Source organism: Pseudooceanicola nanhaiensis (assembly GCF_020171315.1).
GTDB lineage: Bacteria > Pseudomonadota > Alphaproteobacteria > Rhodobacterales > Rhodobacteraceae > Pseudooceanicola > Pseudooceanicola nanhaiensis_A.
The window spans coordinates 24,847-39,899 of the sequence record NZ_JAIUZP010000013.1 but is presented as its reverse complement, the minus strand read 5'-3'; the positions used below and the strand labels follow the sequence as shown (position 1 = coordinate 39,899).

Annotated in this window: 13 protein-coding genes; 8 read left to right on the top strand and 5 right to left on the bottom strand. The window is 67.0% G+C overall.

What is annotated here, in order from left to right; all coding sequences use genetic code 11:
• Positions 1 to 4: 4 nt before the first annotated feature.
• A complete protein-coding gene (locus LCM32_RS19200; protein ID WP_224822703.1) occupies positions 5 to 709 on the bottom strand; it encodes an SDR family oxidoreductase in 705 nt (234 codons plus the stop codon).
• A gap of 194 nt (positions 710 to 903) precedes the next feature.
• Here LCM32_RS19200 and LCM32_RS19195 point away from each other — a divergent pair, with 194 nt between their 5' ends.
• From LCM32_RS19195 to LCM32_RS19165, 7 genes are all read left to right on the top strand, one after another.
• Positions 904 to 2,499: an ABC transporter substrate-binding protein gene (locus LCM32_RS19195; RefSeq protein ID WP_224822702.1), complete on the top strand. Its 1,596-nt coding sequence runs from the start codon at positions 904 to 906 to the stop codon at positions 2,497 to 2,499.
• Between the two features lie 96 nt (positions 2,500 to 2,595).
• On the top strand, positions 2,596 to 3,585 hold the full coding sequence (locus LCM32_RS19190; RefSeq protein ID WP_224822701.1) for an ABC transporter permease: 990 nt from the start codon (positions 2,596 to 2,598) through the stop codon (positions 3,583 to 3,585).
• Positions 3,582 to 4,457 (top strand): ABC transporter permease, encoded by an 876-nt coding sequence (locus tag LCM32_RS19185; RefSeq protein ID WP_224822700.1) that lies wholly within the window; start codon positions 3,582 to 3,584, stop codon positions 4,455 to 4,457. The genes LCM32_RS19190 and LCM32_RS19185 overlap by 4 nt, the downstream gene beginning before the upstream one ends.
• A complete protein-coding gene (locus LCM32_RS19180; protein WP_224822699.1) occupies positions 4,454 to 6,097 on the top strand; it encodes an ABC transporter ATP-binding protein in 1,644 nt (547 codons plus the stop codon). Before LCM32_RS19185 ends, LCM32_RS19180 begins: the two co-directional genes overlap by 4 nt.
• A gap of 70 nt (positions 6,098 to 6,167) precedes the next feature.
• Positions 6,168 to 7,466: an NAD(P)/FAD-dependent oxidoreductase gene (locus tag LCM32_RS19175; protein ID WP_224822698.1), complete on the top strand. Its 1,299-nt coding sequence runs from the start codon at positions 6,168 to 6,170 to the stop codon at positions 7,464 to 7,466.
• A gap of 14 nt (positions 7,467 to 7,480) precedes the next feature.
• The gene (locus LCM32_RS19170) at positions 7,481 to 7,987 is read left to right on the top strand and encodes an L-2-amino-thiazoline-4-carboxylic acid hydrolase (protein WP_224822697.1); all 507 of its coding nucleotides are present in this window, start codon (positions 7,481 to 7,483) and stop codon (positions 7,985 to 7,987) included.
• 1 nt (position 7,988) lies between these two features.
• A complete protein-coding gene (locus LCM32_RS19165; RefSeq protein WP_224822696.1) occupies positions 7,989 to 9,155 on the top strand; it encodes a M20 aminoacylase family protein in 1,167 nt (388 codons plus the stop codon).
• Positions 9,156 to 9,233: 78 nt separating this feature from the next.
• On the opposite strand, the gene LCM32_RS19160 is transcribed toward LCM32_RS19165, so the two are convergent.
• The 4 genes from LCM32_RS19160 to LCM32_RS19145 form a co-directional block, all read right to left on the bottom strand.
• On the bottom strand, positions 9,234 to 10,925 hold the full coding sequence (locus tag LCM32_RS19160; RefSeq protein WP_224822695.1) for a thiamine pyrophosphate-binding protein: 1,692 nt from the start codon (positions 10,923 to 10,925) through the stop codon (positions 9,234 to 9,236).
• Positions 10,926 to 11,182: 257 nt separating this feature from the next.
• A complete protein-coding gene (locus LCM32_RS19155) occupies positions 11,183 to 11,923 on the bottom strand; it encodes an SDR family NAD(P)-dependent oxidoreductase (protein ID WP_224822694.1) in 741 nt (246 codons plus the stop codon).
• 46 nt (positions 11,924 to 11,969) lie between these two features.
• A complete protein-coding gene (locus LCM32_RS19150; protein ID WP_224822693.1) occupies positions 11,970 to 12,665 on the bottom strand; it encodes a GntR family transcriptional regulator in 696 nt (231 codons plus the stop codon).
• A gap of 77 nt (positions 12,666 to 12,742) precedes the next feature.
• Positions 12,743 to 14,128, bottom strand: a complete 1,386-nt coding sequence (locus tag LCM32_RS19145) for an MmgE/PrpD family protein (protein ID WP_224822692.1) — start codon at positions 14,126 to 14,128, stop codon at positions 12,743 to 12,745.
• Between the two features lie 105 nt (positions 14,129 to 14,233).
• Between LCM32_RS19145 and LCM32_RS19140 the strand changes: the two genes are divergently transcribed.
• Positions 14,234 to 15,052: an aspartate dehydrogenase domain-containing protein gene (locus LCM32_RS19140; protein WP_224822691.1), complete on the top strand. Its 819-nt coding sequence runs from the start codon at positions 14,234 to 14,236 to the stop codon at positions 15,050 to 15,052.
• The last annotated feature ends 1 nt before the right edge of the window (position 15,053 follow it).

Sequence of the window (15,053 nt, the reverse complement as noted above, 5' to 3'; positions counted from 1 at the left end):
TTGGTCAGCGGCGCAGGGGCGCCAGCGTGATTTCGGGCATCGAGATGCCGGGGTTCATCTGGGCCACGAAGAGGGCGGTCTTGGCCATGTCCTCGGGCTGGATCATCTGCGCCATGGTGGAGGCGTCGAAGCCGGGGCGTTTCAGCAGCAGCGGCGTCGCGACCTCGGCGGGGCAGAGCGCGGTGGAGCGGATGCCGTTGCGGCCCTCCTGATCGTTCAGGCTGGCCGAAATGTCGGAGAGCGCATGTTTCGAGGCGCCGTAGACCACGCCGCCGGGGGAGTGGAACCGCCCGGCCCAGCTGGAGGTGTGGATCATCACCCCGTCCTGCTGCGCCCGCATGATCGGCAGGCAGGCGGCGATCACGTTGAGCGCGCCGGTGATGTTCACGTCGATGACGCGGTCCCAGCTTTCCCAGTCGAGATCGGCCCAGGTGCGCTTGGGGATGTTCAGCCCGGCGTTGTTGCACAGGACGTGGATGCCACCGGCCCAGGCGGCAATCTCCTCGGCGGCGGCCTGCATGCCGGGGCGGTCGGTGACATCGCCGGGGACGATCAGCGCGGCCCCTTCGGGCAGGGTGGCGGCGACCTCTTCAAGGGTTTCGGGACGCCGCGCTGTGAGGGCCACGGCATAGCCCGCGGCGGCAAAGGCCTGCGCCATGGCGGCCCCGATGCCAGAGCCCGCACCGGTGATCCAGACACATTCACGCATCAGAATAATCCCCCTGCCAATCTTCCAATTTGCGTCACGCTATACCACGGAATGTGACGTTCATAGTCAAAACTGACCTGTTTGGGGTGAATCGTGGGATTGCTGTTGACTTGGATCGCAGGGGGAGATCAGTTTACCCTCACGAAAAGATGAAAGTGGCCCTCAGGGCCCGATCCGACTGGGAGTAACGCATCATGAAACGACATCTGAGGCCCCTGGGCCTGGCGCTGGCTGCCGCGGGGGCGCTGGCCGCCCCGGCGGTCAAGGCGCAGACCGAAGAGGTCAAGAAGGGCGGCACGGCGATCATCCAGATGAAGGGGGAACAGCGTATCCTGAACCCCGCGCTGCGCGCCTCGACCGGCGTCTATTACATCACCGGCAAGATCATCGAGCCGCTGATCGACCTGTCCTACGACGGCTACGTGCCGGTGCTGGCGACGGAATGGTCCTCCTCCGAGGACGGTCTGCACATCACGCTGAAGCTGCGTGAAGGCGTGAACTGGCACGATGGCGAGCCCTTCACCTGCGACGACGTCTCCTTCACCGCGATGAACATGTGGAAGGAGTTGCTGAACTACTCCTCCTCGCTGCAGGCCGCGCTGGAATCGGTGGATTGCCCCGATCCCCATACCGCCGTCTTCAACTATTCCAAGCCGATGCCGCTGCAGCTCTTCGTGGCGGCCATGCCCGACCTCGGTCACCCCGTGCCCAAGCACCTCTACGAGGGCACGGACATCATGCAGAACCCGCACAACACCGCGCCTGTGGGCACCGGCCCCTTCAAGTTCGTGGAATATGAGCGCGGCCAATACGTGATCGCCGAGCGCAACGACGACTACTGGCGCGGGGAGGAATATCCCTACCTCGACCGGATCGTCTGGCGGTTCATCGAAGACCCCTCCGCCGCGGCGGCCGCCATCGAGGCGGGCGAAACCATGGAGTCCGGTTTCATCGGCATCTCGCTGGCCGACATTTCGCGCCTGTCCGAGGATGACCGGTTCGACGTGGGCACCAAGGGCTACGAGAACAACGTCGCCCACTCGACCATCGAGTTCAACCACCGCAACCCGATCCTTGCCGACCTGAAGGTGCGGCAGGCGATGTATCATGGCCTCGACATCGACTATGCGATCGAGACCATCATGCGCGGCTTCGCCAAGCCGGGCCGGGGTCTGATCCCCTCCGCGGGCGGGGTGAACTACACCGACGACGTCACCACCTACGACTACGATCCCGAGCTGGCCAAGAAGATGCTGGACGAGGCGGGCTATCCGGTGAAGGACGATGGCTTCCGCTTCAAGCTGCGGCACCGTCCGGCGCCCTGGGGTGAATACACGCAGCTGTGGTCGGAGTACTACAAGCAGGCCATGGCCGAGATCGGCATCGACGTGGAGCTGCTGCAGAACGATGCGCCCGGCTTCCTGACCGGCGTCTATCGCGACCACGATTTCGACACGGCGAACGGCTGGCACCAGTTCCGCTCGGACCCTGCGGTGTCGACCACCGTCTGGCTGCGCTCCGGTCAGCCGGCGGGTTCGCCCTGGACGAACCAGTTCGGCTGGCAGGACGATGAAGTCGATCAGCTGATCGACGACGCGGCCTCGGAACTCGACCCCGCCAAGCGGGCCGAGATGTACCACGAGCTGCAGAAGCAATCGATGGACAAGCTGCCGGTGATCTTCGCGATCGAGCACCCCTTCATCTCGGTCACTTCGAAGAAGCTGAAGAACCACCACAATACACCGCGCTGGAACTCCTCCAGCTGGTACGACCTCTGGATCGACCAGTAATCGACGGTCCTTGACAGCGGCGCGGGCGGATCACGCCCGCGCCTTTCCGGGGCGCGCCTCCCCTGCGCCCAACGTCTTCTGCACGGATGAGAATACATGAGTTTTGGCCTCCCTCCCGTCTTTGCCTATGCGCTGCGCAGGCTGTTGCAGGCGGTGCCGGTGATCATCCTGATCATGGTCGCCACCTTCCTGCTGCTGAAGCTGGCACCTGGTGACACGGTCGATGCGCTCGTCGGCGACATGGGCGGGGCCGATGCGGCCTATATCGCCCGGATGCGGGCCGAATACGGCCTCGATCAGCCGGTCTGGGTGCAGCTGTGGCGCTACATGGCCAAGCTGGCGACCTTCGACCTAGGCTGGTCCTTCGTCTATGAACAGCCCGTCTCGGTCGTGCTGATGGACCGGCTGGGCACCACGTTGATGCTGATGGCCGCCTCGCTGAGCCTCGCCTTCACCCTCGGGATCGCCCTTGGCGCCATTGCCGCGCGCAAGGCCTATTCGCTGACTGACAACCTGATTTCGACGCTGGGGCTGGTGTTCTATGCGACGCCCAGCTTCTTCCTGTCGCTGCTCTTCATCTACCTCTTCTCGGTCAAGCTGGGCTGGCTGCCGGTGGGCGGGATCAAGACCATCGCCGGCTTCTACACCGGCTGGGATCACGTGGTGGACGTGGCGCTGCACCTGATCATGCCGACGGCGGCGCTGTCGCTGATCTATCTCTCCTTCTACATGCGGCTGATGCGCGCCACGGTGCTGGAGGTCGCGGACCTCGACTTCGTGCGCACCGCGCGGGCCAAGGGCGCGGGCGAGTTCCGCCTGATGATCCACCACATCATGCGCAACGCACTGCTGCCGGTGATCACCCTGCTGGGCCTGCAATTCTCCACAGTGCTCGGCGGTTCCGTCGTGGTGGAGACGATCTTCACCCTGCCGGGGCTGGGGCAGCTGGCCTCGCAGTCCGTCGTGCAGCGCGACATGAACACGCTGATGGGGATCATCTTCCTGTGCTCCATCATCGTCGTGGTCGTGAACTTCCTCACCGACGTGCTCTATGCCCGTCTCGACAGCCGGATCGAACTCGCATGACCACTCTCGACACCGATCTCGCCCCCGCCGAGCCGCCGCGCCTGATCGTCTTCTGGCGCCGCTACAAGCGAAACCGGGCCGCCCTGCTGGGGCTGGCGCTCTTCGTGATCGTGCTGCTGATGGCGCTGACCGCCGGCATCGTCGATCCGGGCGATCCGCTGCGCCGCGCGGGCGCGCCGCTGACCCCGCCGCTGACCGACTGGGCCACGCCGCTGGGGACCGACCAGCTGGGCCGCGACATCTTCTCGGGCATCTTCTACGGCGCGCGGATCTCGCTGATGATCGGCGTGGTGGCGACGCTGGTCGCCATCGGCATCGGTGTGCTGATCGGCGCGCTTGCGGGCTACTTCGGCGGCTGGGTCGATGACGTGCTGATGCGCGTGACCGAGGCCTTCCAGACGATCCCCAACTTCGTGCTGCTGCTGACGCTGGTGGCGATCATGGGCTCCAAGATCGAATGGATCACGCTGGCCATCGGGATCGTGTCGTGGACCGCACCGGCCCGTATGGTCCGGGCCGAGTTCATGTCGCTGCGCGGCCGGGAATTCGTCGATGCGGCGCGCAACCTCGGGGTGTCGAACGCCTCGATCATCTTCCGCGAGATCCTGCCCAACGCCCTGCCGCCGATCGTGGTCTATGCCTCGGTCCTCATGGCGCTGTCGATCCTGCTGGAAAGCGCGCTCGCCTTCCTCGGGCTCGGCGATCCGAACTATGCCAGCTGGGGCAACATGATCGGGCAGGGGCGGTCGGTGCTGCGCACCGCGGCCTATTGCGCCGTCTTCCCCGGCATCGCCATCGTCCTCACCGTGCTGTCCTTCTCGCTCGTGGGCGAGGGGCTGAACGACGCGCTCAATCCGAGGCAGAAGAAATGACCGAGACGACCCCTGTCCTCCAGATCAGCGGGCTGAAGATCGCCCTGCCGAAAGGGTCCGACCGGCCCTATGCGCTCGAAGGGCTCGACCTCGAGATCAACCCCGGAGAGATCGTCTGCCTCGTGGGTGAGAGCGGATCGGGCAAGTCGCTGAGCGCGGGCGCGATCATGCGCCTGCTGCCCGAACCGCATGTCCATGTCGCCGAAGGCTCGATCAAGTTCCGCGGCGAGGAGATCGTCGCGAAGTCCGAGACCGAGATGCGCCAGATCCGGGGCCGCGACATCGCGATGATCTTTCAGGAGCCGATGACGGCGCTGAACCCGCAGAAGACCGTGGGCTGGCAGCTGGACGAGGTGCTGCGCCTGCACACCAAGATGTCGCGCAAGGAGCGCCGTGCCCGCGCCATCGAGATGCTGGAGCGGGTGCACCTGCCCGATCCGCCCTCGGCCTACAACGCCTATCCGCACCAGATCTCGGGCGGGCAGCGGCAACGTGTGATGATCGCCATGGCGCTCTCTCTCTCGCCCAAGCTGATCATCGCGGACGAGCCGACCACCGCGCTCGATGTGACGACGCAATTGCAGATCCTCAAGCTGATCCGCGAGTTGCAGGAGCAGGAAGGCGCGGGCGTTCTGTTCATCACCCATGACTTCGGCGTCGTGGCCGAGATCGCCGACAAGGTCGCCGTGCTGCGCAAGGGCATCCTTGTCGAGCAGGGACCGGCGAGCGAGGTGCTGAACAACCCGCAGCACGCATACACCCGTGCCCTGATCGGCGCAGTGCCCGCGCTGACGCCGCCACCGCTCAAGGTGCCCTCCACCGCGCCGGTGGTGCTGAAGGGCACGGGGCTGAAGAAGACTTTTGCCGCGCGCGGCGGGATGCTGTCGGGCAAGCGCAAGGCGGTGACGGCGGTCAAGGACCTGACCTTCGAGTTGCGGCAGGGCGAGACGCTGGGCGTCGTGGGCGAAAGCGGCTCGGGCAAGACGACCGTGTCGCGCATCGTGACCCGCCTGCTGGAATGCGACGCGGGCAAGGTGGAGATGGACGGCAAGGACCTGCTGGCGCTCTCCCCGCGCGAGATGCGCGAGATGCGCAAGCATATCCAGATGGTGTTTCAGGATCCCATGGCCTCGCTTAACCCGCGCAAGCGGGTGGTGGACCTGATCGCGCAGGGGCCGATTGTCCATGGCGCCGATCCGGCCAAGGCCCGCGCCGATGCGCGCCGCCTGCTGGAACTGGTGGAGCTGTCGCCCGCCTCGGCCAGCCGCTTCCCGCATGAATTCTCCGGCGGGCAGCGGCAGCGGATCGGGATTGCAAGGGCGCTCGCGTTGGAGCCGAAGGTGATCGTGGCGGATGAACCCGTCTCGGCGCTGGATGTCTCGGTGCAGGCGCAGGTGCTCAAGCTGCTGGCGGACCTGCGCGACCGGCTGAACCTGTCTTTGCTTTTCGTGACCCACGACCTGCGGGTCGCGGCGCAACTCTGCGACCGGATCATCGTCATGCAGAAGGGCGAGATCGTCGAAAGCGGCCCCACGGCTGAGGTCTTTGCCAACCCGCAGCATGCCTATACGCAGAAGCTGCTGTCCTCCATCCCGGGGCGCGACTGGACGCCGCCGGTGATCCGCACCGACGCGGCCTGAGCCCGCCTGCCGCCCGTTCCCGGCGCGCCGCATGGGCGCGCCGCTTCCGATTGACCAAGGAGCCACCGAGATGGCCGTAGAGTTCCCCCCCTCCCTCTGGGCCGCGACCGCGCCCGAACGGACCCCCGCCCCGGCGCTGACCGGCACGGCCGAGACCGATGTGGCGGTGATCGGCGGCGGTTTCACCGGCCTCTCCGCCGCGCTGGAGGCCGCGCGCCGCGGCCATGCGGTGACCGTGCTGGAGGGCAAGGCCGTGGGCTGGGGCGCCTCGGGGCGCAACAACGGGCAGGTGATCCCGATCCTCACCTCGGCAGAGCCGGACGTCTGGGTCAGCCGCTATGGCGATGCCGGGCGGCGGATGGTGAACCTGATCGGCAATTCCGCCGACGTGCTCTTTGACCTGACGCGGGAATTCGACATGAAGGCCGAGGCCGAGCAGGCCGGCTGGTTCCAGCCTGCGCACAGCCCGGGCCGGGTGAAGCTTTCGCAGAAGCGTGTCGAGGCGTGGACAAAATACGGCTTCCCGGCCGAGCTGAAGGGCCGCGAGGAGACCGAGGCGCTGCTCGGCTCTTCCGCCTGGTACGGCGGCATGTACAATCCCACCGGCGGGCATATCAATCCGCTGGCCTTTGCCCGTGAACTGGCCCGCGCGGCGGAAGCCACCGGCGCGGTGATCCACGAGGAAAGCCCGGTGATCTCCTTCGCCCGCGAGGGCGCGCAATGGGTGCTGAAGACCGCGCAGGGCACGCTGAAGGCGCGCGCGCTGATCATGGCCTCCAACGCCTATACCGGCGAGCTGTCCCCCGGGCTGGCGCCACGGATCGCGCATTCGGTGGTGCCCGTGCTCAGCTGGCAGATGTCGACCGAGCCGCTGGGGGACAACCTGCGCAAGACGATCCTGCCGGGCCGGCAGGCGGTGTCGGACACGCGGGGCGACCTGCGCTTCTTCCGCTATGACGCGCGCAACCGGCTGATCACCGGCGGCGCCGTCATGGGCAGCTGGGACGTGGCCAACCGCGTGCGCAAGAAGGCCGCCGCCAGCCTGGCCGACTCCTTCCCCGAGATGGGCCTGCCCGAGATGACCCATGTCTGGTCCGGCTACATCGGCATGAACTGGGACCGCTTCCCGCGCATCCACAGCCTGGGCCAGGACGGCTGGGCCTGGATCGGCTGCAACGGGCGCGGCGTCGCGCTTGGCACATCGCTGGGGCGCGAGTTGGCCCGTGCGGCCACGGGGCAGGCGGTGGAGGAACTGGCCCTGCCGGTGACCGAGCCGAAACCCTTCCCGGCCCACGCCATCGTCCGCCGGGTCGCGCCCTCTTACCTTGCCTGGCTCAAGCGCAAGGATCACCAGGAACTCAAACTCTGACGGAGCCAACCCCCATGGCAAGCCCCGAGACCCCCACCGAGGGTATGACCCTCAACGACATTCCCATCCTGCTGCGCCGCCGGATCGAGGCGATGATGCTGAAGCACGTTCTCGACGTGATCACCGAGCGCACGGGCCGCGAGGAGGCCGAGGCCGTGATCGGCGCGGCCTGCTCCAAGTCCGCGATCGAACAGGGCCAGATGCTGGCCGAGGAACTGGGCCACGCGCCCGACCTGACCGATTTCGCCGCGATCCAGCCGAACTGGACCCGCGAGGACGCCCTGCGCATCGAGACGCTGGAGATGTCCGAGGAGAAGATGGATTTCAACGTCGTGAAGTGCCGCTATGCGGAGATGTACAAGGAGATGGGTCTGGGCGACATCGGCCACCTGCTCTCGTGCAACCGCGATGGCGACTTCTGCATCGGCTATAACCCGGAGATCGAGATGACCCGGACCCAGACGATCATGAAGGGCGCCAGCCACTGCGACTTCCGTTACCGCATGAAGAAGGAGGCCTGACATGGCCGTCGAGAACTGGGTGGCGAAGGAGATCGCCGCCCTCACCGAATTCCGCCGCGACCTGCACCAGAACCCTGAGCTGCTCTACGAGGTGCACCGTACGGCATCGAACGTGGCCGAGCAGCTGCGCGCCTTCGGTGTGGACGAAGTGCACGAGGGCATCGGGCGCACCGGCGTCGTGGGTGTGATCAAGGGGCAGAGCAATGCCTCTGGCCGGATGATCGGCCTGCGCGCCGATATGGACGCCCTGCCGATCAAGGAAGAGACCGGCGTGCCCCACGCCTCGCTGGTCGAGGGCAAGATGCACGCCTGCGGCCATGACGGGCACACCACCATGCTGCTGGGGGCCGCCAAGCATCTGGCCGAAAGCCGCGCCTTTGACGGGACGGTCATCGTGATCTTCCAGCCCGCTGAAGAGGGCGGCGCCGGGGCCAAGGCGATGATCGATGACGGCCTCTTCACCCGCTGGCCCTGCAACGAGGTCTACGGGATGCACAACAAGCCCAACCTGCCGGTGGGCCAGTTTACGCTGGCGCCGGGGCCGATCATGGGCTCGGTCGACGAGGTGAAGATCACGATCACCGGCAAGGGTGGTCACGCCGCCATGCCCAACCTCGCCATCGACCCGATGCCGGTTGCGGCCGCGCTGCTGCAGGGCGCGCAGACGATCACCTCGCGCAACATGGACCCGATGGACAGTGCCGTCGTGTCGCTGTGCACGATCCATGCGGGCAATGCCTTCAACGTGATCCCGCAGGCGGTGGAGATGACGGGCACCGTGCGCACCCTGCGCGAAGAGGTGCGCGATCTGGTCGAAGAGCGGCTGACCACGATGGTGGAACATGTCGCCGCGGCCTTCGGCGGCAAGGGCACGATCGAATACCTGCGCCACTACCCGGTGACCGTGAACCACGAGCTGGAGACCGAGCTGGCCGCCGCCGCTGCCCGCGAAGTGGCGGGCGAAGCTGCCGTATCCACGGACATGGTGCCGACGCTGGGGGGCGAGGATTTCTCCTTCATGCTGAACGAGGTGCCGGGCGCGATGATCAAGATCGGCAACGGCCCTTCGGCGGACCTGCATCACCCGCTCTATGACTTCAACGATGACGTGATCGCCTGGGGCTGTTCCTACTGGACCACGCTGGTGCGGCAGCGCCTGCCGCTCTGACCCGGCAGGACAGGCTGACAGAAAAGCCCCCCGGCGTTTCCGCCGGGGGGCTTTTCGTTTTCAGCGCAGGGCCGGGGCTCAGCCCATCCAGCGGCGCACCGGCGCGTTGGCTTCTTCCAGCGGCTGGGTGATCACGTCCACCAGCGTCGGCCCGTCGTGGTTCACCGCTTCGCGCAGCACCCGCTCCAGATCGGCCGGGTCCTCGACGCGCCAGGATTTCACGCCATAGGCCGCGGCCACGGCGGCCTGATCCACGCGGCCGAAATCCACGTTGTAGTAGCGCGAGCCCTTGTCGGCCATCTGGCTGGCCTTGATCCAGCCGAAGTTGGAGTTCGAGAAGACCACGAAGGTGATCGGCGCCCGCGCGCGGCAGACGGTTTCCAGCTCGCCCACGGTGAAGCCGAAGGAGCCATCACCCATCAGCGCCACGGTCTTGCTGCCGGGACGGCCATGCCATGCCCCCAGCGAGGCCGCCATGGAATAGCCGAGCGCGCCGTGGGCGCGGTTGGTGATGAAGTAGCGCCCCGCCAGCTGCTGCTGGTAGTAGGCCGAGTAATAGGGGCAGGAGGTGCCGGGATCGGAGACGACGGTGGCATCCGGCGGCAGCACCTTCATCAGGTCCGAGATCACGCGCTCGGGCCGGATCGGGCGGTTGTCCTCGGCCGCGATGCGGTCGAAGATCTCGAACTTGCGGCGCTTGATGTCGGCCACGGCGGCGGCGCCCCCGAAGGTCGAGGTGCCCTGGGCGCGGCGGTCGAGCTCGGCGTTGACCATGGCGAGCGACATGCGCAGGTCACCGACGACGCCGACTTCGGTCGGCAGGTTGGCCCCGATGACCATGGGATCGACGTCGAAATGCACGATCCGGGTGCCAACGCTGGGGGCCTCCCAGCGGGCGGTGGTGGTGGAGCCGGCGCGGCAGCCCATGAAGACGATCAGGTCAGCGGCCTGCATCATTTCCCAGGTCTGGTCGGTGCCGCCGTTGGAGCCCACGACGCCAAGCGCATTCGGGTGCGTATCGGCCAGCGAGCCCTGGCCCGAGATCGAGGTGGCAACCGCGATGTCCAGACGGGTGGCGATGCGGTCCAGCTCATCCATGGCACCGGCCACGACGACACCGCCGCCGCAGACGATCAGGGGTTTCTTGGCGGACAGGATCGCGTCCACCGCTGCCTCGATCGAGCCGGTATCGGGCCCGGTGGTATAGGCGGGATAGGTCGCGGTGCGGGGATCGGCCCAGATGTCGGAGGGGTCCACGCTGTCGTACTGGATGTCATAGGGCAGGCCGAGGTGGGCCGAGCCGGGCCGCCCGGTCGTCATGGCGCGGAAGGCGGCGCGGACCATGCGGGGAATATGGGCGGATTGCTTGATTACCGTGTTCCACTTGGTCAGCGGGCGCATCAGCGCCTCCTGATCGACCTCGGTCAGGGGATACTTGCCATAGGTCGAGACCGAGATGTCGGTGGTGATCGCCAGCGTGGCATAGGAGCTTTCGGAGGATTCGATCAGCCCAGGCAGGATGTAGGTGGCACCGCCGCCCGACGGCCCCTCGCAGACGCCCGGCTTGCCGGTGACGCGGGAATAGCCGTCGGCCATGTAGCCCGCGCTGCGTTCGTCGCGGGTTAGCACATGGTTGATCTTGTGATCAAGCAGGTGCATCGCGTCATAGAAGGGCAGGGTGGTGTCGCCGCAGAGGCCAAAGATGTGATCCACACCCTGGGCCTCCAGCATCCGCACCATGGCTTCGGCGCCGTTGAGCGTGTTTTCCAAGTCTGTCTCTCCTTGTCGGCCCATTCTTTCGGCCTGTCCGGGCCCGCCGGTGTCTGCGGGGGCAGGGCACCGGGGGACCTGTTCGTGTATATCTATTTGTATACAGAAACGTCGACAGCGCGCAATGGGGCAGATCGGCTTTTCCGCGAGGGGTGGGGCAGGAGGCACTTGAGGGCCTCCCTTTCAACCGGCGCGGAAAAGTCTTCGAAGACTTTTCCCAGGACTTTTAGAAAAGTCTTGGGTGCCCGACGGCGGCGTCAGAGCGTCAGGCCGCCGTTCACATGCAGGCACTGTCCGGTGACATAGCCCGCCGGTTCCGAGAGCAGGAAGGCCGCCGTCGCCGCGACTTCCGCCGCCTGCCCCAACCGCGCCATGGGGATGGTCGCGGTGACCTCGGCCCATTGCTCGGGCGTGAGGGAGGAGGGCGTGCCCGCCTCCTTGGAGATGAAGCCCGGCACGACCGCGTTTACCGTGATCCCGCGCGGGGCGAGGTTGGCAGCGAAGACGCGCACCTGCGCCTCCAGCGCCGCCTTGGCCGGGGCGGTGGGGGCATAGCTGTGGGTCTTGGCGCGATGGGCGCCGAAGGCGCTGACGCAGAGGATGCGGCCCCGGCCCTCGGCCAGTTTCGGCGCAACGAGGGTGCAGAGCCGCTGGAACGCCATGGGCATCGCGTCGAGCGCGGTGCGCAGCGCCTCGGGGTCCGTCGTCTCGACCGTGCCGAGCTTGGCGTAGCCGGCGGCAAAGGCAAAGCCGCTGAGGCCGCCCTCGGGCACCGTTGCCAGCCAGCCGGCGATCCCCTCGACCAGCGCCGGATCCTCGGTCAGGCCGAGGCAGGTAAAGACCTTGGCGCCGGCCTTCTCGCAATCCGCGGCGACGCGGGCGAGGCGGTCGCCGTTGGAGCCGGTGTGGAGCAGCAGCTCCACCTCGGGCGCGGCAAGCTGGCGGGCAAGCGCGGCACCGATGCCGGAGCCTGCGCCGATGACGATGTATCGGGTCATGGGGTCACGTCCTCTTTGAGAGTGGCCGCCCCAAGCCCGTCAGGGCTCAGGCGGAGGAGCGGGTGTAGACATGCCCGTAGGCGGCCTTGATCGCCTCGAGGATGTCTTCGTTGCGATGCAGGATATGCTCCCGCATGGCGGCGATGGCACCCGCGGTGTCGCGGGCGCGGATATGGTCGAGGATCTCGCGGTGCTGGCTCTGGGTGCGTTCGCGCCGGCCTTCCATGGCGATCCAGCGGATCAGGTGAATCCGGTCGTTGAGATTGGAGAGCGTCTGCCGCAGCACCTTGTTGCGGGCCAGTTCCGCGATCGTGTCGTGGAAGCGGATGTCCAGCTCGATCAGCCGGTCGACGGAGGCATCGGGGCTTTCGGCCATGCTCTCCTTCAGGAAATCCGACAGCGCCTCCAGCTCGGCCTCCTCGGCCCGCTCGCAGGCAAGGCGCACCGTGGCGCATTCGATCTCGACCCTTGCCTCGAAGAGGTCGAAGACCATCTCCGGCTCCAGCCCCGGCACCGAGAAGCCGCGCCCGCGATCGACCAGCAGCCCCTCGGCCACCAGCCGGTTGAGCGCCTCGCGCAGCGGGGTGCGGCTGATCTCGAGCGAAGTGGCGATCTCCACCTCGTTGATCTTCTGACCCGGCAGGAACTTCGACCTGAGAAGCTGTTCGCGCAGTTGCGCGTGCGCCCGGTGAGACGAGGACATCGGGGTGCCTGCCTTTGCGGGTTTCGTCTCTTTGGCCATCGTCCGCATCCTCGGATCTTTTTATGTATTCCAATTTGTATGCACTGTCGCGCTTGGGCGTCAACCGGCCGCGGGTCTCAGGCATCGGGCGCCTGTGCCAGAAGGGCGGTCAGCGTGCTTACATCCGCGGCGCTGTAGAGCGTTTCGGCAGCCTCCGCCAGTGCCTTGGCGCGCGCGGGGGAACAGACGGTGGCGGTGACCTCCTCGAACTTGCGGTCCAGCTCCGCCTGCGCAAGCGGCTGTTCGGGATAGCCGCGCGCGACTTTGGAGGTGGCCGAGAGGACGCGCCCGTCGGTCAGCGTCAGGAGGATCTCGCCCATGTAGAAATCGGGGAAGGCGTCGTTGAAGGCGCCGGTGTCGCGGATCACCTCGGCACTGGCGGCAAGGCGGGCAACCTCCGGGTCGCTCTCGCGCCGGTCGATGAAGAGGTCGAGGAAGGACAGCCGCCCCATCGCCGCACGCACCGGCAGGATATACTGGGCCGAGTGGCCCTTGAGCGGGTTGTCATCGACGCAATGGGCCCCGGCCTCGGCAAAGCGCAGGGTGATCTTCTCGATCTGCTGCGAGGTCAGCGCGTTGTCGTCGAGCAGGCCGACGAGGGCGTCGAGCGCGGGATGCAGGAAGGAGACCGAGGAATAGGGCTTGATCGCCAGTTCCATCACCCCGTCCCAGACGGTGCCGAGGCCCTCGGTCAGCTTCGAGGCCACGGCCACGTCGCTGTAGGCCTCCAGCACCACGTGGCCGCCGTCGAAGATCCGGTCCGGCGCGCCGAAGCCGCGTTTCGCCAGCATCGCGGACATGACGCCGTTGCGCGCGGCAAGGCCCATCTGGAACGGGCGGGCATCCTCGCGTGGGTCATCCTGCCAGGCCAGCAGGCCCGAGGTCTGAAGCCCGGCAAGGCCAAGCGCCCGCACGGTTTGCTCCTCGGAGAGCCCCAGCAGGAAGGCAGCGGCGGCGGCCGCGCCGAAGCTGCCCGCGATGGCGGAGGGGTGGAAGCCGCGGTCGTAAAGCTCGCGCGGGTTCATCGCCATGGAAGCGCGGTAGGTCATCTCGCAGCCAAGCGCCACGGCGGCCAGCGCCTCGGCCCCGGTGCGGCCCTCGGCCTCCGACAGGGCGAGGGCGGTGGGGATCATCACCGCGATCGGGTGCAGGATCGCCTCGGGGTGGTGCGGTTCGAAATCGGCGGCATAGCCCAGCGTCCCGTTGGCCAGCGCCGCGCTCACCGGGTCTACCTTGCGGTTACGCCCGATCAGCGTGCAGGCCCCGGGGCCCGCGATCTCCTCGACGAAATCGCAGATGCCCTGCGCGGCGGTCACGCTTTCATGGGTCGCGGCATAGAGCACGCCGATCCCGTCCTTCGCCAGCACGCGGGTGTAGTCCATCACCTCGGCGGGCAGGGCGTCGGGGGTGAAGCCCGCGATATAGGCGGCAAGGGTACGGGTGAGGGGGGCGCGGTCGCTCATGGCGGGTCCTTCGGGAGAAAACGGGAGGATTTAAACTTGCATATTTATTTGTATACATGACAGAGTACAGAAATCAGTCAAGACTTTGATGGAGCAGGCAGGCATATGGCGGGCGAGACGCGGATCGTTTTGGGGGGCTTCGGCAACGTGGGGCAGCAGATCGCTGCCAAGCTGGCCGCGGACCCGACAGGGGCGATCCGGATCGTGGCCATCGCTGCGCGGGATCATGCCAAGGCACGGGCCAAGGCGGCAGAGTTCGGGCTGGATGTGCCCGTCATCTCGGCCTCGGAGGCGCCAAGCTACGACGCGATCCTCGTGGAATGCGCCACCTATGATGGCTTCCGCGACGTGGTGGAGCCGGCCTTGCGCGCGGGCGGCCACGTGGTGGCGGTGAGCGTGGGCGCCCTTGCCGTGAACCTCGACCTCATCGACATCGCCGAGGCCGCGGGCGCGACGCTTCAGATCGCGGGCGGCACGCTGCCGGGGCTCGACATCATCCGCGCTGCTTCGGAGGACGAGATCACCTCCGTCACGCTGACCTCGCATATCGCGCCCGCCTCCTTCGCCCATGAGCCCTTCATCCACGAGAACGGCATCGACCTTGCCGCCGCCGAAACCGGGCCGGTGCCTGTCTTCGAGGGCAGCGCCCGCGAGGCGGCGGGTCACTTTCCGCGCCACTTCAACGTGGCGGTGACGCTGGGCCTCGTTGGCATCGGGCTGGACCGGACACAGGTGCGCATCCGCGCCGACGGCACCCTGCCCGGCGCGCGCCACACGCTGAGCGTCGAGGCCAGTTCCGTCTCGCTCGAAATGACCTCGCAGAACTACCCCTCGCCGCAGAACAACCGCACCAGCATGGTGGTGGCCCTCAGCATCCTTGCCGCGCTGCGCCGGCAAAATGCGACGCTCAGGATCGGCAGCTGAA